General features: G+C 35.0%; 15 protein-coding genes. 11 read left to right on the forward strand and 4 right to left on the reverse strand.

Translation table 11 applies throughout. From position 1 onward, the window contains the following. The first annotated feature begins 2 nt into the window (after positions 1-2). From EA772_RS07530 to EA772_RS07580, 11 genes are all read left to right on the forward strand, one after another. Complete coding sequence (locus EA772_RS07530) at positions 3-2,387, forward strand: tyrosine-protein kinase family protein (protein WP_124912245.1); 2,385 nt, start codon at positions 3-5, stop codon at positions 2,385-2,387. 41 nt (positions 2,388-2,428) lie between these two features. Beyond that, complete coding sequence (locus EA772_RS07535; protein WP_124912247.1) at positions 2,429-3,283, forward strand: hypothetical protein; 855 nt, start codon at positions 2,429-2,431, stop codon at positions 3,281-3,283. Position 3,284: 1 nt separating this feature from the next. Beyond that, positions 3,285-4,583, forward strand: coding sequence for a lipopolysaccharide biosynthesis protein (locus tag EA772_RS07540; RefSeq protein WP_124912249.1), 1,299 nt, complete (start codon positions 3,285-3,287; stop codon positions 4,581-4,583). 10 nt (positions 4,584-4,593) lie between these two features. Then, positions 4,594-5,529: a hypothetical protein gene (locus EA772_RS07545; RefSeq protein WP_124912251.1), complete on the forward strand. Its 936-nt coding sequence runs from the start codon at positions 4,594-4,596 to the stop codon at positions 5,527-5,529. Next, complete coding sequence (locus EA772_RS07550; RefSeq protein ID WP_124912253.1) at positions 5,529-6,755, forward strand: glycosyltransferase; 1,227 nt, start codon at positions 5,529-5,531, stop codon at positions 6,753-6,755. The genes EA772_RS07545 and EA772_RS07550 overlap by 1 nt, the downstream gene beginning before the upstream one ends. Before the next feature lie 11 nt (positions 6,756-6,766). Next, positions 6,767-8,272 (forward strand): O-antigen ligase family protein, encoded by a 1,506-nt coding sequence (locus EA772_RS07555; protein ID WP_124912255.1) that lies wholly within the window; start codon positions 6,767-6,769, stop codon positions 8,270-8,272. Next, positions 8,241-9,092 carry a glycosyltransferase family 2 protein gene (locus EA772_RS07560; RefSeq protein WP_124912257.1) on the forward strand — a complete coding sequence of 284 codons (852 nt, stop codon included), beginning with the start codon at positions 8,241-8,243 and terminating at the stop codon, positions 9,090-9,092. The genes EA772_RS07555 and EA772_RS07560 overlap by 32 nt, the downstream gene beginning before the upstream one ends. A gap of 13 nt (positions 9,093-9,105) precedes the next feature. After that, positions 9,106-10,224, forward strand: coding sequence for a glycosyltransferase family 4 protein (locus EA772_RS07565; RefSeq protein WP_124912259.1), 1,119 nt, complete (start codon positions 9,106-9,108; stop codon positions 10,222-10,224). Between the two features lie 2 nt (positions 10,225-10,226). Then, a complete protein-coding gene (locus EA772_RS07570) occupies positions 10,227-11,369 on the forward strand; it encodes a glycosyltransferase family 4 protein (protein ID WP_010599401.1) in 1,143 nt (380 codons plus the stop codon). Positions 11,370-11,589: 220 nt separating this feature from the next. Beyond that, positions 11,590-16,308, forward strand: coding sequence for a right-handed parallel beta-helix repeat-containing protein (locus tag EA772_RS07575; protein ID WP_124912261.1), 4,719 nt, complete (start codon positions 11,590-11,592; stop codon positions 16,306-16,308). Positions 16,309-16,314: 6 nt separating this feature from the next. Next, positions 16,315-17,073, forward strand: coding sequence for a polysaccharide deacetylase family protein (locus tag EA772_RS07580; RefSeq protein WP_116168536.1), 759 nt, complete (start codon positions 16,315-16,317; stop codon positions 17,071-17,073). 39 nt (positions 17,074-17,112) lie between these two features. On the opposite strand, the gene EA772_RS07585 is transcribed toward EA772_RS07580, so the two are convergent. The 4 genes from EA772_RS07585 to EA772_RS07600 form a co-directional block, all read right to left on the reverse strand. Continuing rightward, positions 17,113-18,000, reverse strand: a complete 888-nt coding sequence (locus EA772_RS07585) for a hypothetical protein (RefSeq protein ID WP_116168535.1) — start codon at positions 17,998-18,000, stop codon at positions 17,113-17,115. Between the two features lies 1 nt (position 18,001). Then, positions 18,002-19,006: a Gfo/Idh/MocA family protein gene (locus EA772_RS07590; RefSeq protein WP_010599405.1), complete on the reverse strand. Its 1,005-nt coding sequence runs from the start codon at positions 19,004-19,006 to the stop codon at positions 18,002-18,004. 2 nt (positions 19,007-19,008) lie between these two features. Beyond that, the gene (locus EA772_RS07595; protein WP_124912263.1) at positions 19,009-19,749 is read right to left on the reverse strand and encodes a WecB/TagA/CpsF family glycosyltransferase; all 741 of its coding nucleotides are present in this window, start codon (positions 19,747-19,749) and stop codon (positions 19,009-19,011) included. A gap of 266 nt (positions 19,750-20,015) precedes the next feature. Further along, positions 20,016-21,005, reverse strand: coding sequence for a UDP-glucuronic acid decarboxylase family protein (locus EA772_RS07600; RefSeq protein WP_010599407.1), 990 nt, complete (start codon positions 21,003-21,005; stop codon positions 20,016-20,018). Position 21,006: the final 1 nt, after the last annotated feature.

The raw sequence follows: 21,006 nt of genomic DNA on the forward strand, positions 1-21,006 counted from the left end.
CTATGAGTACTCAACAGGCACAGTTTACAACCTATATAATAGGAGAAACAAAAAAGAGTGATGAAAACTGGAAAGAAATTTTGGGAAGGTATTTGTTTCACTGGCCATTATTTCTAATTGCATTAGTATTTACTATTGCCTTAGCGTTCGTTTATTTAAAACGTTACAAGCCAGTTTACGATATTAAGGCGACATTAATTGTCAAAGATGATAGCAAGTCGACAAATTCGAAGGGACAACCACTTGATGATATAGGATTAACCAATAATGCCCAATTAATAGATAATGAAATTAAAGTCTTAAAGTCAAGACAATTGGTAAATGAAATTGTGAATGATTTAGGACTCTGGGTAACATATTACAGAAAGGATGGCTTATTTAGTAACAGTGATGGCTTAGCCACTCTTGATATGTACAAAGACGCTCCTGTTAAATTTGTACTTCTAAAGAAAACTGGAAAATTAGATAATGAAGGTGTAAAGATTAGGATAATAGATGCCAAATCATTTACCCTTTACCTACCAGATAAATCTACCAAGATTGCAAGTTTTAACGAGGTTTTTACAAACTCGTTTGGTACATGGAAGCTGATTCCATCACGAAATATCCTTCAATCGAAAGATAAGATTTTATTTATGGCTATTTCTGAACCAGAAACAAAAACTTTAGAACTCCAGCAATCCATAGATGCAAGTTTGTCAAGCAAGTTAGGAACTGCTATCGATTTAACCGTTTCTGATATCAATGATAAACGGGGAAGAGATATTTTGAATGGTTTGATTTCAGGCTATTATGCTTCTTCATCTGATGAGAAAAACAGAGAGTTAAAAAATACTTTAGACTTTCTCGATCAACGGCTTGCCTCTTTAAATGGCGATCTGTCAACGGCAGAATCTGGTATCGAAAACTTTAAAAGTAGTAAAGGATTAACCGACATCAGTTCTCAAACAAAAATCAGTTTGGAGAATTTGCAGGCAAATGATGCCAAACTTAACGAAGCGAATCTACAGTTAAGTGTCATTAATGGAATTGAAAGTTACGTTAATTCAGGAGCGAACAGTAATAAAATTCCATCTGCGATTGGTATCAGTGATGCTGCTTTATCTAGTTCAATCGAAAAATTAGCAAACCTGCAATTAACTCATGATAAAATGGCTGCAGACATGCCTGAAAGTAATCCCGAGTTTGATCCAATTAACAGACAGATTAAAACAACAAGGGCCATGATTAAGGAAAGTGTTAAAAATATCAAAAGTAATTTGCTTGATACCCGAAATAAACTACAATCCTATAACAACAAATTTGAATCTTCTATCAGAGACATTCCGACTGATGAACGCCAGTTTGTAAACATTAAGAGGCAGCAATCCAGTAAGGAAAATACGTATACCTATCTTCTTCAAAAAAGAGAAGAGGTTGCAGTTAAATACGCCTCGAATTTATCAAATAATCGAATAGTGGATAATGCTTATTCTGAAGAACCAAAAGACCCTAAAGCATTAACTTACGCCATAGCGTTTGTTTTTGGTTTAGGTTTACCTATTGGCGTTATTTATGGAAGAGGTGCTTTATCAACAAAAATAATCTCGGCTCAGGATATTTCTGACGTAGTGGAGATTCCGGTTGTAGGTGAACTTCCATACGAGAAGTCAGCAGAATCGACAACGATTAGTTCTAATAAACAAAATGCCATAAGTGAAGAATTACGGGCTTTAAGAATAAAACTTCACTATCTACACGGTAAGAGAGAAACCGGAAGAGTCACATTGGTAACTTCAAGTGTATCGAAAGAAGGGAAAAGTTTTATCAGCGCTAACATTAGCAAGGCCTTGTCTTTAGCTTTCAAAAAGACAGTGATACTTGAGTTAGATATGAGAAAACCTAAAGTTGCTGAATATTTTGGTCTTAGCGCTACGCACAAGGGTTTAAGCGAATACTTAAACGGTAAAGCAAACATCGCTGATATTATTCAGCAGGTTGATAAAAATAGTAATCTCAGTTTAATTAGCTGCGGTAGTATTGTCGATAATCCTTCCGAATTACTTGAAAAACGAGAACTTGCCAAATTGATTGATAAGTTAAAAGAGGATTTTGACGATATTATTATTGATAGTCCACCCGCACACTTGGTGCCTGATGCCATCATATTGTCTAGATTAAGTGACTTGACACTATATGTGGTAAGACAGGGCTATACAGATAAAAAGGAGCTTCAGTTTCTAAAGCAATTACAAAATCAAAGCCAGATAAACAATATAGGTATTGTTTTTAATTCTTTACAGCGGGTAAAATACGGATATGGTTATCAGTATGATGATTCATATTATAGTAATAATAGCTCTAGCTTCCTGAAGCCAGTTTTTGGTGATTTCAAAAGTAGATTTTAGATAGATTAAAATGCATAGCAATTCAAGGTAGTGAGATTAACATGAAATACTTGATACTAGAACCCCTTGGTGGAATAGCAAATAGAATGCGTGCAATAGAATCGGCTGTAAATTACAGCAAATTCCATAATAGAAAATTAATAATTATATGGGAAAAAAATGTTTTTCTTAATGCAGATTTTTTCGATTGCTTTCGTCCAATTAGTAGTGTAAAGGTTATTCAATTGGATTATCAGGGAACAGGTTTTATCTCGAAAGTTAAAAGGCGCATTTTGAATGGGTTTAAATATTGGCTTAAAATATATCACCAAGCTAGATATTTTTTCGATACTGAAATGGAGATGCTTTTGAATCGACATAAAAATAATTTAATTAAGGTTGGGTTTTCGTTGGATGCTATTGCTGAAAGTGCCAATGGAATTTATATTAAATCCTGTTATGAATTTTATCCTAACCTGACAAATTTTATGATTGAAATTGATTCTGAAGTGCAAAAGCTTGGCAATAAAATTATAGATGATCACCAATGTGATATTGGAATTCATATTAGAAGAACAGACCATGTGGATGCGATTAGTAATTCACCCATTCATCTTTTTATAACTAAAATTAATGAAAGACTAAATTCATATCCAAACGCCAAATTTTACCTCTCAACTGATGCTAAAGATGTTGTTAACTATCTGCAAGAACATTTTAATTCTCATATTATTACAGGAATAACAAATCGTGATAGAAATTCAGCTGAAGGAATTAGATCTGCGCTAATAGATCTACACTGCCTTGGACGTTGTAGTGAAATTTGGGGTTCGGATCAAAGTAGTTTTTCTGATAGGGCTGGGAGAATGAACAAATCTAAACTAGAAATATTGTCTCTTAAAAATACTTCAGCTTAGGATGGATATTATGATTCGTAAATTTGTAGCATTGAAGGCTTTGACCAGAAAGAATCAGCTTTGGGTTAAAATGAGGTCTACAGGCTTATATCTACTGGTTCCTATAATAAATTTCAGTGTTTCTATATTTACTTCGCCAATTTTTGCAAGACATTTATCTGCTCAAGAATTTGGATATTTTGGATACTTCAATTCCCTATCAACATTTATATTGTGTTTTTACGGTTTGTTGTTTCAGACCTATTATATGTCTATTTACTTTAGGGAAACCGAAGAACGAAGGAAAGAGATATTATCTACACTCACTTTATTCAATATATTGTGGAACGTACTTTTCTTTCCAATATCATATTTAGGTTTATATTTATATTTTCAATTATCACATTCACAAATCCCTTTTTATCCTTTTGCAATATTAAGCCTCGCTGGAGGCGTTTTCGGGACCTACAAAGGGTTTATACAAGTTAATTACCGCTTATCTAATCGACCTATAGCATTTGTGTTTCTGGTAGCCGGTTACCGAGTTTTATCTACTTTTGCTTCCATTTATTTTGTAGTGTATGCCCAAATGGGACTTACTGGCAGGTTTTTGGGAGCGTTTATTATTGAATTGTTGTTTTTTGCCGTATCTCTTCATATCATTTTAAAAGGGCAAAGAATTAAAATTGAATGGGGGGTGCTTAAGAAAGCTTTTAAAATCATTTTACCATTATTTCCTGCCTCTTTTTTACTATTACCGCTAGGGAGTTTTGACAATATGGTTTTAGAAAGTATGAACAATAGTGCAGAAATGGGTTTGTACAACATTGGAAAAGGTATAGCAAGTTACCTGTATGTTGGGCTTTTTCCTTTTTACCAAACATTTGAACCAAATATTTATAAAAATACTGTACAAGGTAATTTTAGATCGCTTAAAATTACTGCTATAAGTTTAATTAGCTTAATCATAATAAGTTTTATTGCGTTTTGGATAGTTTCTCCATATATAATAAAATATTTAACAGCTGGTAAATACCTTAATGCTGTGAAATATGCTAATGTACTTGCTTTAACCAGTGGTTTAATGATTATATTTTCGTTCTTAGATGCAATTATAAATGCGCTCCAAGAAACTAAAAAACATTTATACATTAATTCTGTCACTGCCTGTTTCTGTATCATCACTTACATAATCTGTGGAAAATATTTTAATCAGCTTGGGGTTGCCTTCGCTACAATTATCACATATGTATTCCTGGTCGTTCTACAATCAATCGTTGTTATTAGAGTAATCAAACTGCGACCAAATTTATCAATTTAAAATAACCAAGATGTCAACACCCATATTGCTTATAACTTTTAACCGGCCTGAAACTACAAAATTAGTTTTGGAGGCCATTGTAAAATACAATCCTGAGAAATTGTTTGTGTTTTCTGATGGTCCGAGGGAAAGTAATGAAATGGATGATAATAAATTGATTATGGAAACCAGAAACATGGTGAAATCAATAAATTGGGAAGGCAGTTTGTACACAAGATTTATGGAAACTAATCAAGGCTGCGGGCTTGGAGTTTCAGGTGCCATAAGCTGGGCATTTGAGACTGAAGAGCAACTCATTATCCTAGAGGATGATTGCGTGCCATCACAGTCGTTTTTTGGGTTTTGCAACAAACTTCTTTACAAATATGCTTTGGACACACGAGTAATGCATATTGCAGGTACACGTTGGAATAAAGAGTTTGAAGTTAACCACGAGAGTTACTTTTTTAGCAGATATGCTCATATATGGGGTTGGGCAACATGGAAAAGATCATGGGAGAAATATGATTTTATGATGAAAGATTGGCCAGATTTCAAAAAAACAGGCCTGTTAAATAATCTTGTAGAAAACTATTTTCCTCTTTACAAGAGATGGGAATATATGTTTCGTAGTGTTTACAGTCAGTCGAGAAAGCATACCTGGGATTATCAATGGCAATATGCCATTTTTAAGAACAATGGTTTGTGTATTACTCCAATAAAAAATTTAGTCACCAACATTGGGGATGTAGGTGTACACTTTAAGGAAAAAACCTCAGCTCATCACCGTGATCGTGAGGATGTTGAAGAATTATTGATTGATCCACTATTTTTTCATTGTGATTACCAATTTGACCGTTATCATGGGCGCACATTTTATCTTAACGGACGTAGCAGGCTAAAACTTTTATATGATTCAACGATCTCGAAAATGATATTTAGATTAACACGCGGTACTCCGGCATAATGGCTTTAAAGATTTTACATATTACTTTTTCTGATAGCGGGGGCGCAGGCACCGCGGCGTTGAGATTGCATAAGGGGCTTAATGGTATTGGTTTGCAAAGTAAAATTTTAGTGCTTGAAAAGAGAACTCAAACTACTGGCGTTTTCGAGTACCCCAAGAAAAATAGGTATTTTATTTTGTTTTTGAGAGTGCTAAAAAAAATGCGATTGCCGCAAACGCTTGAGCATAGAAATGATAATTTATATAAAAGCTTTGATGGTGAATTTGAATATTTTTCCTTTGCCAGAACCTCATTCATTAATTTAGCCGAACATCCTCTTGTTAAAGAATGCGATGTTGTTAATTTACATTGGATTCCGAATTTTGTTGACTATCCTACTTTTTTCGAAAAATTGGAGAAACCAATTGTATGGACGCAGCATGATATGAATGCTTTCCAAGGCGGATTTCACTATAGAGAGGATAATATAAGAAATCCACACCTTTTTGCAATCAATCATGTACAATACTTATGCAAACTCGGTTCGATAACAAATTTGCCTTCATCGAAGATGATTGTGGTATCACCCTCAAAATGGCTCATGAATGAGGCCCGATCTTCTGAGATTTTAAGGGGTTTTAGACATTTTCATATCCCTAATGGCTTAGATAGCAGTGTTTTCAACTTCAAAAAGCAACAGCCCTTAAAAGCTAAATTTAAATTAGATACAAATAAAATCACGGTTTTATTTATTTCAGAAACCGTAAAAAGCATACGTAAAGGTTTTAAGCATATTCTTGAACTTATCGAGGATGATGAAGTTTCTTCAAGATTTCAATTTGTAGCTGTAGGGCGTATTAAGAAATCTCAAAGAAATAAAAAAGTTTTATATCTGGGGAGCATTCATTCGGAAGAGGAAATTAGTGAAATATATAGTGCAGCAGATATCTATCTTTTACCGAGCAGAGAAGATAATTTCCCAAATGTTATGCTCGAAAGTCTGGCTTCAGGAACACCTGTGGTAGGTTTTAATATTGGTGGACTAAAAGATTTGATTGTGAATGGACAAAATGGTTATCTCTCCGATGAAATGTCAACCAAAGGGTTAAAAGAATCACTTTTATGTTGTGCCAATGAACTTAATATGTTTAATAGAAAACAGATTGCACAAACTATTGGAAACAATTATAATATACAGGTACAGGCAAAAGCTTATACCCAGATGTATCAAGAAATTACAATTTAAATAAACTGATTATGGAAACTAAAAATTCATCTGTGTCCTCCATTTTGCTGAAAATAGTCGCTCTCGCAGTTATTGGCCAGTTTACCTATTCAAAATTTCCCATTCCTGTTGTTTTGCTTGCATTATCTTTAATTACCTTAATTTTTTTTATCACGCTATATAAAAAAGATTTCTTTGGTTTCTTAATGCAACTGTTCATCTGTAATCATTATACTTATGGATATGAAATTGGCGGCACATTTAACTTTGTAGCGTCCATTGCATTGGTTGGTTACCTATTGCGGTATGGAAATGAGTTTTTTACCGGAGTAATGCTTAAAAAGAGTACTATTTTTTTATTTATAGCACTGGTTATTATCCAGGTTCTAAGTTTAATTAGCGGGAGCATACCAACTGGTTTAAAAATCTTTTCCACCATTTGCTTTCTAAATTTTTTCTTTCTGTTTTATTACTGTTCTAAAGTTAATCTAGATGCCCAAAAATATATACAGTTTATATATATAACAGGGATATTCTTTTTATATATGTTCGTTAATGCAATTAATCAACGCTATGATTACTTTGTCTCTCCAGTTGACTTTTTTCCTAACGTTGGGCCAAATGCGGAATGGGAATTAGGCATACCGAGGGCTGCCGGAACGTTGGGTAATTTTGAGTATTATGCTGAATATTCAATTTCAATCATCGCAATTTGCTTACCAGGAGTTATGAGTGGTTCGTTTAGAGCGGTGAGTAAAAGATTTTTTCTTTTCTCAATAGGTTTATGTGGCTTAGGGGCACTAGCTATTGTTTTATCTGGTACACGATCATCAATGTTGCTATTGCCATTCCTTGTTTTGCTTACAATGCTTTTTCTCTATCGAAGGCTCAGTATCAAAATTGTGCTGATCGGGGCATCAGTTGCAGCTTTGTTTTTTGTTATCAATTCAGTTCACACCATTGTTGATTTTTCCATTTTTACCAAGAGAAGTGAGGAAGTTGATATGAAGCACGTATCGCTGAAAAGTATAATGAGTGGTAAGGACATGAATCGTGGCGAGATTTTCGAATATGGATTTAAAAAAATTGAAAAGACTAGCGGATTACTTGGAAGTGGTTACTTTACAAATAGAAGGATGTATACGATATCTCATTTTGATAAAATTAGACCAGATGAAATCCCGGATTATCACAATCTTTACATGAGTGCAATAGTATTATGGGGATATTTGGGGGCACTCATGCTTCTGTTATTGTTTTTCTTCAGCATGTATCGTGGCTTTAAGCTCTATTTTAAGCTAAAAAAACACCAATTCTTCCTTATAGATTTTTTACTTGGATTTAACCTCCTTTTCATGTTTTTTATGATTAATCAATTCAAAATTCAATTTATAAGAGATGCGAATTATTTTATGCTCATCTTGATTTTACTCTCAATTTATAATTCCTTAATATACCTATTATCTCAAAAAATTGTTGTCATACCAACTGAAAATTTAAAAGCATATGAAAATAGCAGTATTACTCGCCACATTTAATCGAAAAGAGAAAACAATCGCCTGTATCAAAAGCCTGCTAGCACAAGAGATTAAGAGCAACGTTCAGTTCGAAATTTTCTTAACAGACGATTGTTCATCAGATGGAACTGCAGAGGCGGTGGCAGAAATCTGGCCATATGCACACATTCTTCATGGAAATGGAAAATTATTTTGGGCAGGAGGTATGCGCAACTCCTGGAGTGAAGCTTTGAAAAAGGGAGCTGATTTCTATCTTCTTTTAAATGATGATACTGTTCTAAATGTAAATGCTATACAAGTTTTATTAGATAGTTATGACAAAATTTATGCTAATGAGAACCTCCAGTCAATTTTAATAGGTAGCACCTCTGAATTTGAAAATAATTCCATCTCATACGGTGGGAAAAAACTTATCTCGAAGTATAAAATTAAATATGCAGATGTATTTAGTGAAAAAGAGATATTAGCTTGCGACCTAGGAAATGCAAATATTATGCTCGTTCCAGATAAAATAGTTAAAAGCATTGGCATACTCTCTCAAGCGTACAGTCATGGAATTGCTGATTTTGACTATACACTATACGCTAAGCGAAAAGGTTTTGGAGTACATGTGGCTCCGGGAGTGCTAGGCATTTGTACAGATGATCATGGCAATAATTGGAAATCACAAAAAACAACGTTATCTGAACGGATTAAGTATTTAAAAAGTCCGAAAGGCTTAGCTTATAAAGAATATCTTCATCTTACAAGAAAATTTTTTCCTATTTCATTACCGGAAACATTTGTTAAACTGTGGCTTAAAACATTTTTCCCCGTAATTTGGGACAAGTTCAAAGTATAACCTATTTATATAGATGAAAAAATCAAAAATTCATGTTTCGTATTTAACGCAGGTTCCTGGCCCCTACCGAGAAAGAATGCATGAGTTGGTGCATGAATCGGCAGATTTTACCTACGATGTTATTTATTGTGCCAAGTTAGAGCCAAACCGCAACTGGAAGCTCTCCTACGGCAATTATCCCATGTATTTTTTAGCCGAGGTAGCGAAAACTTTCAGGCATAATAATACTAATGTTTGGAAATTGTTAAATAAAACAAAACCCTCGGTATTAATTATCACAGCATTTAAACCCACTATGCTTTATGGTGTATTATGGTGTATTCTTAATGGCAGAAAACTCATTGTATACAATGATGGTACCTATGATTCGGAATTACATTTATCATTTGTTCAGAAATTAATCAGAAAGTTTGTCTATAAGCTTACTAGCTCATTTATGGCCCCGGGAAACGGCACGGTGGCACTATATGAAAGTTATGGCGTAGCAAGTGAAAAGATTTTTCGAAGTTGTTTATGTGTTGATAACTCCAAACTTAAATACCAGCCACTACAGGAGAGGGAGTTTCATATCATGTACTCTGGACAGATAACAGAGCGAAAATTGCCGCTTTTTTTTGCTGATGTGGCCATTGCTTTAAATAAACTTTTTCCGAAACTGAAAGTACTTGTTGTAGGCGACGGTATATTAAAAGATCAACTTTTGACTAAACTTGAGAATAATCATGTAGATTTTCACTTTGCAGGTTTTCTTGATCAAAATGCTCTGTTCGAATATTATGCAAAATCCAAATTGTTTTTATTTACCACCATGGATGATGTTTGGGGGATTGTTGCGAATGAAGCATGTGCGAGTGGTACCCCGGTTATTACAAGTAAGGATGCAGGGGTAGCAGGAGAACTGGTTGTTCATAATAGAAATGGCTATGTGCTTCCTTATGATGTAAGTGCTTGGGTCAGTCATATTTTAAATTTACTTCATGATCAGCAACTTTTAAGTAACTTCTCCAATCAGTCCATTAACCTTGTTAAACAATATAATCATCAACAAGCTGCTGATGGGCTTATTGATGCTGTAAATTATGCTATAGGCGATAAAAACAGATTACCACAAGCTAACCCTATAATTTCTTGAAAATGTTAGTTACTGAATCTAAAAAACTTAACGTTTTATTTATTTTGCATTTACCTCCACCAATACACGGAGCCTCAATCGCCAATACATATATCAAAGAGAGTAAAATTATTAACAGTGAACATAATACCGATTACATTAGCTTAGCTACAAATACAGTTTTATCTCAAACTGGAAAAGGGAGTATTAGAAAAGCATTTAAGTTTTTATCTATTCTAGGGAAAATACTTAAACTTATTTCTACTAAAAATTATGATTTATGCTATCTTTCCCTTACTGCAAGTGGGCCAGCTTTTTACAAAGATTTAATAGTTGTTGCACTACTTAAACTTGCAAATAAAAAAATTCTATACCATTTCCATAATAAAGGTGTCGCACTAGCTAAGCAAAATAAAGTTAATGATGCTTTATACCGATTTGCTTTTAAAGGTACCAAGTCTATATTATTGTCAAAATATCTATATTCGGATATTCAAAGGTTTGTTAAGGAGACCGATGTTTTTTATTGCCCATATGGAATTCCTGTAAGCACTGTATGTACACAGAAAAAGCCTAAAGAAAAATCTTCCATTAATGCCATTTCACTATTGTATCTATCAAATATGATGATAGAAAAAGGTGTTTACGATTTATTGCATGCTTGCGTATTATTAAAGAATCGAAATATTCCGTTTGTATGTAATTTTGTGGGGGGCTGGACCGATATCACTCCTGAAGAGTTCGACAAGTTTGTTGAAGAAAATGATCTTTCGATGCAAGTATTTGCTCATGGCCCAAAATACGCAACAGAGAAACTCAACTTTTTTAATCATGCCGATGTTTTTATTTTTCCAACATTTTATCATTATGAAACATTTGGTCTGGTTAATCTGGAAGCTATGCAACATAGCTTGCCAATTATCTCAACCCATGAGGGCGGGATACCTGATGTAATCTCAGACGGAAATACCGGGTTTTTAGTTCCCAAGAATACACCTGAAGCTATTGCTGAAAAAATTGTGTTTTTTGCTGAACACCCGGAACATGCCGAAGCGATGGGGCTAAAGGGTAAGCTACGGTTTGAAGAATATTTTACGATTGACAAATTCGAGCAAAATATATCTCAAGTGATCGGTTTCGCTGCTAAACAATCTTTTCAAATTTAGTTATAATTGTATTATTTTAAATACAATTCCTAAAAGGTGTTGTGTAATTTACAATAAATCAAGCGGTTATTATCAATAATGTCAATTATGTCATTGTATTGTATTATTTAGGGATTTCTAAAACAATTTTTATATCTAATGCAATAAATTCCCATAAGTGTCTGTTCATAAGGTTAATTTTTATTAGTTTTAGCTAAATCAAACAATTTAACCTTTATAAATGATTAATCGTCCCGTAAATCATTTTGTAAATTTCTGTACTCTCAAATTATTTTTCCTAAGAACTTTTTTAGGTGCGGTGTTTGTGCTGTCTTATCATTTTTGCTTTGCAGATACTTATTATTTTTCATCCGTTTCAGGAGATGACCGCAGGTCTGCTGTCGAAGCCCAAAACCCCAATACTCCCTGGAAAAGTATTGAAAAATTAAATGTTTTTTTTCCCAGTTTAAAGGCAGGCGATGCAGTAATGTTTAAGAGAGGAGAAACGTTTTATGGTTCCATTATTGTAAATGGCCATGGATCGGCAGGCAACCCAATTATCTTCTCTGCATTTGGTGTCGGAAATAATCCCATCATTACCGCATTTGTTACGCTTACAGAGTGGCAACCTGTTGGAAATGGAGTTTATGAAAGTCAGAACAATTTGTTAGGTAGCAATGTGAATGTTTTGGTTCTTAATAATCAAGCCCAGGAGATGGGCCGATACCCTAATGCATCAGCAACGAATAAAGGGTGGCTAACAATTAAATCACACCATAACAATTCCATAACAGATCCTAATAATACTTCAGGGATTAACTGGAAAGGTGCAGAAATTGTGATAAGGAAAAATCACTGGATAATTGATAGGCACATTATAAGTAATCAATCAGGAAATACAATTACATACATACAGACTAATGATACACACTATTATCCAACAGATGGATATGGATATTTTATTCAGAATGATTTGCGTACGCTTGATGCAATGGGTGAATGGTATTATAACCCAGCTACCAAGAAAATGTATATTTATTTTGGAACAAATTTACCTTCTTCTTTCGTAGTGCAGGCAAGCACAATTGATAATATCGTTTATGCTAATAAAGCTAATGGACAAAACGGTTATCTTACTTTTGAAAATTTAACCTTCAGTGGCGCAAATGCCCATGCTTTTTCTTTAAGCTATGGAAGCAATATAGTCATTCGAAACTGTAATCTTGAATCTTCAGGCAATAGCGCAATCAGTGCATACCAATCCACATACACAACGGTTGAGAAATGTATAATCAAAGGCGCTCAGAACAATGGAGTATATCTGAATGAAAAATGCCACAACTCAAAAGTTTCAAATAATACCATCTCTAATACAATGAATTTTCCTGGATTAGGACAGAATGGAGATCATAAAGGGCTGGGCGTATATGTTGGCGGAGATAATATGCTTGTAGAATATAATAATGTATTAAATACTGGTTACACAGGTATATATTTTGCCGGAGAATCCATTACTGTAAAAAATAATTTAGTTGACAATTTTTGTTTATTAAAAGATGATGGCAGTGGTATATATACATTTACGGGTAGCGCAAATACTAAATATTCAAACAGAAAAGTTATTGGTAACATTATTTTAAATGGTATTGGAGCACGAGAGGGGAGTGACGTCGCTATTGATTCAAAATCTGCACCGGCAAAGGGATTTTATGCTGATGATAACGCTACAGGAATTTTACTGGAAAGCAATACGATCTCGAAAATCAGCGACCATGGAATTTTCATCCATAATGGGAGGGATATCAATTTACGTGCGAACACTGTCTTTAATAATACTGTTCAACTTGCTTTAGCACATGATGAACTAGGCGAAGCAATTACCAATGTTTCCTCTACAGAAAATATTTTCTTTTCAAAAACATCCGATCAGCTTATAGGTAAATTTTCAAACAAAGATGCAGATATTGCAGGCATGGGTAAGTTTGACAATAACTTTTATGTTCGTCCTTTCGATCAAGGGAATATTATCCAAACTGAACAATTTGCGCAATCATCATCTTATACTTCCAAACTCTATGATCTTGAAAGCTGGAAATATAGCTTTAAGCAGGATGGTGCAACTAGCCCGAGTCCTGTTATTTTGCCTCAGTTTAAATTAAATAATTATGTTGGTGGCAATAAGCTTGAAAACGGTAATTTCGATACTAATGCTAACGGGGTTATGTTTTATGCTTCATCGGGATCACCAACATCAGGATGGGATAATACAAATAAGTTAGGTAGTGGAGGTTCTCTGAAGTTGACTAGCCCAAGTCCATCCTTTCTTTTAATAAATTTTGGGGCGGTTGACGTATCTAAAAAATACATTCTCCGATTTAAAGTTGTTGGGAATAAAGAAGTAAACATCTCTGCATTTATCCGACAATTTAATAGTCCACATGCTGAAATTTCGAGTGTTAGTACAGTAAAAGTACTTACTACATCAAAAACATATGAGTGTTTATTTTCTTTTCCTAAAACTGAAGCAAATGCTTGTATCACCTTTAGTTCGCAAAATAATGACTTTACTTATTGGCTTGATAATATTGAATTTTACGAAGCAAGCGTAACAAGCCACAATCCGGATGACTATATTTTATTTGAATACAATGCAACGCCAACTACCAAAAGCGTTAATTTATCCGGTTCGTATAAAGATCATAAAAATAGAGTCTATTCGGGATCTGTTAGCATTCCATCATATTCATCTATTGTGTTAATTAAGACTTCTCCAACCTCAACACCTTCACCTCCGGTGGTAACTGGCGATAATGATAGGAAAACTTTAATCAGTACGCATGGTCAATTCCAGTCAGAAATAGTTTACAGTGAAAATGGTGGTGGGTTTAAAGCCTATACTGATACAATAAAGGTAGGTGAGGTTGCTAGAGCAGCAGGCTATTGGAAGTTTAAAATAAAGGCAGCGAAGGAAAGAAACGAAAGTGATGAAGTGGGAAGCCCCGCATTTACGATCACCACTATAGTTACTCCTACGACCCCGATTTTAAACGCTGACGATATTGCCAACACCCTTACTGCCACCCACGACCAATATTCATCTGAGATTGTATTTAGTGAGAACGACGGAAGCTATCAAAGCTACGCCGGAATAATCAATGTGGGTAATGTTTCCAGAGCGGCAGGCTATTGGAAATTTAAGGTAAAGTCTGGCGCTAACCGAGCTGAAAGTGCCGTAGTCTCCAGTCCGGCTTTTACAGCGGTTATTACACCGAGTGTTCCTGTTCTTTCCGCTGATGATGTTGCCAATACCTTATCAGCCAGTCATGATACCTATGCAGGGGATATCGTGGTAAGCGAAAATGGCGGGAGTTACCAATTGTACTCGGGAACAATTCAAGTGGGCAATGTCGCCCGGCCAGAAGGGTATTGGAAATTCAAACTCCGAACGGGTACGAACCATGGTGAAAGTGCCGTGGTTCCAAGTCCAGCCTTTAGCGTTACCGGGACACCAACATCTCCAAAGATTACCGCTGACGATATTGCCAATACCCTTACTGCCACCCACGACCAATATTCATCTGAGATTGTATTTAGTGAGAACGACGGAAGCTATCAAAGCTACACCGGAATAATCAGTGTGGGTAATGTTTCCAGAGCGGCAGGCTATTGGAAATTTAAGGTAAAGTCTGGCGCTAACCGAGCAGAAAGTGCCGTAGTCTCCAGTCCGGCTTTTACAGCGGTTATTACACCGAGTGTTCCTGTTCTTTCCGCTGATGATGTTGCCAATACCTTATCAGCCAGTCATGATACCTATGCAGGGGATATCGTGGTAAGCGAAAATGGCGGGAGTTACCAATTGTACTCGGGAACAATTCAAGTGGGCAATGTCGCCCGGCCAGAAGGGTATTGGAAATTTAAGATACGGGCAGGGGATTATAGAATTGAAAGTAGTGTAGTAAAGAGTCCTAACTTTTATCCAACCGAATTGGTTACTTCACCAGATCTTTTTGCCGATGATGTTGCCAATACTTTAATAGCCAGTCATGCAACCTATCCAACTAAAATAGTGGTGAGTGAAAATAACGGCAGCTATCAGCCTTACACAGGTACAATTAATGTTGGGAACATTTATAGGGCTCAAGGTTACTGGAAATTTAAAATAAGTGCTTCGGCAACTAATGTAGAAAGCCCTATTGTAAGTAGTCCGGTTTTCACTATTCCTGATAAGCCAAGCGTACCTAAACTTTTGGCTAATGATATTTTAAATACCCTGGTGGCAACTCATGACCTTTATAACAATGATATTTTAGTGAGTGAAAATGGCGGAAATTATAAAAGCTACACCGGCGTGATAAACGTTGGAGATATAAACAGGGCTGAAGGATACTGGAAGTTTAAAATTGAGGCTTCAATAAACAGGTTGGAAAGCGATATAGTATCCAGTCCAGCTTTTACATTAATTAAGGAAACACTGCCGCCAGTAATTGTTACCGACAATATTGCAAATACCCTTACTGCCACCCATGACCTATTTCCAGAAAACATAGTGTATAGTGAAAATTATGGTGATTTCATACCATATACTTCTCAAATTAGTGTGGGCAAATTGCAAAGACCAAGTGGTTATTGGCGTTTTAAGATAGTGGCTGGAGTAAATAGGAAAGAGAGTACTATTGTAAATAGTCCTCAATTTAATGGGATTTCATTAAATTTATCAAAAGATTTAGTTTTATATCCAAATCCAGTGCAAAGTATGCTGCATGTAAAGCATCCAGAAGTAACTACGGTTGGGGTAATCATTATAATATCTGTAAGCGGACAAAAATTAAAATCTATTATCGTTAATAAGGGAATATTAGAAACAGAAATAGATGTAATTAATTTACCACCAGGAACATTTATCTTGCTTTTTAACGAGGGAACAATTAAATTAGCTAAAACATTTATTAAAATAGAATAACGCTCAATGTATTTCCCCGTAATCATGTTGCATTATGTGCTAGATGACCCTCATGAGAGCATTGCTAAGTGGTCTATAACACCTCGAAAATTTGTTGAAATGCTTGATTGCATTGATAAAATGCATTTGGAGGTTACTACATTTGAAGAAATCGTTACCAGAGGATTATCTGACAGGCAATTGAGAAATAAGGTTGTAATTACGTTTGATGATTGCCCCAAATCACTTTTCGATTTTGCGATTCCAGAATTGCTCAAAAGAGGTATGAAGGCAGTATTTTATGTGCCAACTGCATATATTGGTAAATATAATTTATGGGATGTTGAAGAACATGGCACCATAAAAACACCAATTATGGACGTATCGGAGATAAAAACACTTATGGATTTGGGAATGGAAATTGGAAGCCACAGTCATCACCATATTTTGTTGTCTAAAATAAGTGGAGAGAATGGATTTGATGAAATTAGTCAGTCAAAAAAAATTCTAGAAAGGATTTTGTCAAAGCCTATTTATTCGATAGCTTATCCTTATGGAGAGATTCCTAAAAGGTTTAAATCTGCCTTGAAGAAGGCAGGTTACAAGTTTGGACTGTCTATTTATTCACCATCACAACATGAATTCTCATTAAGAAGAATTGGTATTTATCAAACTGATTCTAAAAAATCTATATTATTTAAGCTATCTAAGTCCTATCATTTATTACGGGAAATTGGATCACCGATTAAAAAGATAAAACGATTAGTAACAACAAAAGGGCAATAGCCCTTTTGTTGTTCTTAAAACGAATGAATTATATGCTAATTAGCTAGCCATGGCAGTTGTTAGATGTTTTTCATCAAATTTGTTTATGTAAGAAACTGTACTTTCAATATTTCTTTTAGAAGAGGCCCCAAAAAGTACTGATTCTATGTTCGGCAGGCTACATATATATTCTATCGCTTCTTCAGGTGGAATGGCACCACCGGCTAAAACCTGCATGGCAATAAACCTTCCCCTTTTAGTCCGGAGAACTTCTTCATATGCTTCAACTTTTCCTGACATCCTAAATCCAACTTTGTTAATAGATGAACATATAATTGGATTTTCAACTCCATTTCGCTCTAGGATTTCATAGAGTTTTGGCATATTCATAGTAATGAAGCCTGGTTCGGCATTATGTTTTTTCCTAACGTGATTGTAGAAGGCCATCAGAATCTCATCGGCTTTAAGACCAATTAATAAATCGGTGATAACATTTTGAAGGAAAATTACCGGTGTTTTAATGCCCTTAAACATTTTCATTTCTGCATCAATCATTAGTTCGATAAGAGAAATATAATCCTTTGATAAGACAGCCATGCCTCCTTTAAATAAAGATCCAAACAAATTACCAGGAACATATTGTTTAATCGTTCCGGTGATTCCTAATTCAGTTACGGCATTGGCATACTTATGGGCATATGGCATGCAAGGGAAAATTTTATAGTTTTCGTATTTTATCGGATTTTTCCTTATTACATCACATACACTACTAATTCTATCGTGTGTGGTACACATAAATGTACTTAATCCAGCTTCGCGAGCATGATCTAACGTTTTTAAAATGGCATCATCATTTTTAAATTGAATCGATTGTGCACGTGATTTTTCATCTGAAATGTGGTTGACTGCGAAAAACTGGTTGTCTCCAAATAATATTCTATCTATCATGTTATTTATGTCGTTTAAGTAATTCGATCACTTTATCGGTTTCCCATGCTTGTTGGAATGTATTGATTGTATTAGGTTTTCTATTCATCACTGCATCTACGAAATAATCTATCTGCGCAGAATATTCTTCTCCTCTTAAATTGAAGTTTACCTGCTCCGTTAAGTCAGTGATGTATTTTACATTCCATCCCTTTGTATAGTCTTCTTTATTCTCGTCTTTTAGATATAGTTTTAACTCATTGGCATCAGAAATGATTTTCCCTTTTGATCCAAGGATAGTCACTGTGGTGGACATCTTTCTATAGGTTTCTTCGCTCCAGTTAACTGATAAGATTCCACTTACATTGCTAGTGGTACTCATTACTGAATACACTGCGTCCTCAACTGTATTTGAGTAAATAGATTTAAGTGTTGCTCCCTTAACCTCGGTAATAGGTGCTACAATATCATTTACCAAATCAATTACGTGTGAAGCATAATCCATTAAGCAACCGCCACCCTCTTCTGGTTTAGATCTCCAGGAACTTTGTTTAGGTTTCGTAACTACAGGGCCATAAGATTCTGCAACAAAGTGAAATACTTCCCCAATCATACCCAATTTAATAATCCTTTTAACTTCCTTAAAAGTTCCAACAAATTTATTGTGATAACCAACTTGGTTAACTAGTTTGTTTTTGGCTGCCAGCGAGATTAATTCACGTCCTTCAGTGGTATTGAGGCAAAATGGTTTCTCAGCAAAAACATGGATGTTTTTTTCCATAGCCATTTTAATTAGTTGATAATGGAACTTTGTAGGAACCGCTATGAAAACCGCATCGGGTTTAACTTGGTCAAGCATTTTTCCAAAGTCACTATAACAATCAAGTTTAGAATAACGCTCTAAGAAGTTGGTAACAATCTTGGATGTATCGCATACCCCAACAATTTCTACATCTGGATGAGCGCCAAGAATTGATAAGTGAGATACACCCATTTTTCCTGCACCAACTAAGGCAACTTTTATCATTTTTATATTCTTTTTAGTTTTAAAAAAATCATTAGTACGTCACCGAAAAAGGTCATTTGATTTCTAATGTTTCGGCGGAAAATTTCTGGTCGCTGGAAAATCCTTACCAGCCAGCCGATTCTGATCTTAAACCAAAAAGGGTGAATTGGCTTTTGTGTACCCGCAAACCAATCAAATACATTTCCAATACTAATAACCAAGCCTGAATTAATTCTATCTCTAAACTGGGTAGCCCATTTTTCCTGTTTTGGACAAGTCATGCCAATGAACAAGACTTCAGGGCTAAAAGAGTTAATTGCATCAAGCATAGCCCGATTATCTTCATCATTGAAATGGTCTTTGAATGGTGGTGAATAACTTTTTGATTCAATATTTATATAATCAGTTTTCACACGCTGCTCCATCTTTTGGAGAGTTTCAAGACTTGATCCCAAAAAGAAAATTTTACCTCCTTTTTTATTCATGCGTTCCATGAAATGGTAAAATACATCAGGCCCCTGATTTTTTTTTATGTTCCTGCCTTTTAGCATTAAAGATGCGAATGCAAAGTATACACCATCAAGAACCAAAAAGTCTGTGTTTTTAAGTGCTACTTCGAATGTACTGTCTTTTAGCGACAGGCCATAAGAGTTAGGACTAATAGTATTGATCGTTCGACATTTCTCACCTTCTATAGGAATAGCATTTAAGTCATCAGAAAAAACTTTAAAATCTAAGACGTCTACAAATAGCGGCGTATCCATTTTTTATTTCAGGGTTTAACTTGTTTTGGGAGGCATGTGTGAATACTATTACCTTAGTACTAAAGTCTTTATTATTGTGCGGAACTACAATAGCCCCATAGGGCTATGATATATAATTGAATATAATTTGTAAATCTATTATGTTGATTATTAATTATTTGCGATATATTATTGGTTCTATTCTAAATCTTGGGTTGTGTGTTTAACGAAAGATTTTTTTAAAAAAAAAGCCTGACTTTTAAGCAGGCTTTAATAGATTTAGTTTTTTACCGATTATAAATTGCGAAATCTTTATGTTCGACTTTGGCCAGTTCTTCATTGGCTAAGGATCTAAAATAATTATAGGTTATCTTTAAACCAGTCGCCCGATCAACTTTAGGTTCCCAATCCAGAATGGCTTTTGCTTTGGTAATATCAGGCCTGCGTTGCTTTGGATCATCTATTGGCAAATCTTTGTAAATAATTTTTTGAGAAGTTCCAGTAAGTTTAATTATCTCCTCGCAGAATTGTTTAATGGTGATTTCATCTGGGTTGCCAATATTCATTGGTTGAACATAATCACTCATTAACAAACGATAAATTCCTTCAATGAGATCATCAACGTAGCAAAATGATCTTGTTTGACTTCCGTCTCCAAAAACTGTGAGATCTTCTCCACGTAAAGCCTGACCAATAAATGCTGGAAGAACTCGGCCATCATTTAACCTCATACGAGGACCATACGTATTGAATATGCGGACTATTCTAGTCTCAACACCGTGAAAGGTATGATAGGCCATTGTAATTGCTTCCTGGAAACGTTTAGCTTCATCATAGACGCCTCTCGGACCCACGGGATTTACATTTCCCCAATATTCTTCAGGTTGCGGATTCACATTTGGATCACCATATACTTCAGATGTAGAAGCAATTAACATTTTAGCACCTTTGCTTCTAGCCAGGCCTAATAAATTGTGTGTTCCTAACGATCCAACTTTCAGCGTTTGGATTGGGATCTTTAAATAATCGATAGGACTAGCGGGAGAAGCGAAATGCAAAATGTAATCTAAATTTCCGGAGATATGTACAAACTTGCTAACATCATGCTGATAAAATTCAAAATTTTCCAATTTGAACAGATGTTCAATATTCGCCAAGCTTCCCGTAATAAGATTATCCATCCCAATGACGTGATAATCCTCTTTAACGAAACGATCGCATAGATGGGATCCCAGAAAACCTGCAGCTCCTGTTATCAATATTCTTTTTGGATTCATA

Origin of the sequence: Pedobacter sp. G11, from assembly GCF_003860265.1 — a bacterium.
Taxonomy (GTDB): Bacteria; Bacteroidota; Bacteroidia; order Sphingobacteriales; family Sphingobacteriaceae; genus Pedobacter; species Pedobacter agri.

Bases quoted from the DNA above. Each gene is read 5' to 3' on its own strand.
- EA772_RS07530 (WP_124912245.1), top strand. From the start codon at position 3: ATGAGTACTCAACAGGCACAGTTTACAACCTATATAATAGGAGAAACA.
- EA772_RS07535 (WP_124912247.1), top strand. From the start codon at position 2,429: ATGAAATACTTGATACTAGAACCCCTTGGTGGAATAGCAAATAGAATG.
- EA772_RS07540 (WP_124912249.1), top strand. From the start codon at position 3,285: ATGGATATTATGATTCGTAAATTTGTAGCATTGAAGGCTTTGACCAGA.
- EA772_RS07545 (WP_124912251.1), top strand. From the start codon at position 4,594: ATGTCAACACCCATATTGCTTATAACTTTTAACCGGCCTGAAACTACA.
- EA772_RS07550 (WP_124912253.1), top strand. From the start codon at position 5,529: ATGGCTTTAAAGATTTTACATATTACTTTTTCTGATAGCGGGGGCGCA.
- EA772_RS07555 (WP_124912255.1), top strand. From the start codon at position 6,767: ATGGAAACTAAAAATTCATCTGTGTCCTCCATTTTGCTGAAAATAGTC.
- EA772_RS07560 (WP_124912257.1), top strand. From the start codon at position 8,241: ATGAAAATAGCAGTATTACTCGCCACATTTAATCGAAAAGAGAAAACA.
- EA772_RS07565 (WP_124912259.1), top strand. From the start codon at position 9,106: ATGAAAAAATCAAAAATTCATGTTTCGTATTTAACGCAGGTTCCTGGC.
- EA772_RS07570 (WP_010599401.1), top strand. From the start codon at position 10,227: ATGTTAGTTACTGAATCTAAAAAACTTAACGTTTTATTTATTTTGCAT.
- EA772_RS07575 (WP_124912261.1), top strand. From the start codon at position 11,590: ATGATTAATCGTCCCGTAAATCATTTTGTAAATTTCTGTACTCTCAAA.
- EA772_RS07580 (WP_116168536.1), top strand. From the start codon at position 16,315: ATGTATTTCCCCGTAATCATGTTGCATTATGTGCTAGATGACCCTCAT.
- EA772_RS07585 (WP_116168535.1), bottom strand. From the start codon at position 18,000: ATGATAGATAGAATATTATTTGGAGACAACCAGTTTTTCGCAGTCAAC.
- EA772_RS07590 (WP_010599405.1), bottom strand. From the start codon at position 19,006: ATGATAAAAGTTGCCTTAGTTGGTGCAGGAAAAATGGGTGTATCTCAC.
- EA772_RS07595 (WP_124912263.1), bottom strand. From the start codon at position 19,749: ATGGATACGCCGCTATTTGTAGACGTCTTAGATTTTAAAGTTTTTTCT.
- EA772_RS07600 (WP_010599407.1), bottom strand. From the start codon at position 21,005: ATGAATCCAAAAAGAATATTGATAACAGGAGCTGCAGGTTTTCTGGGA.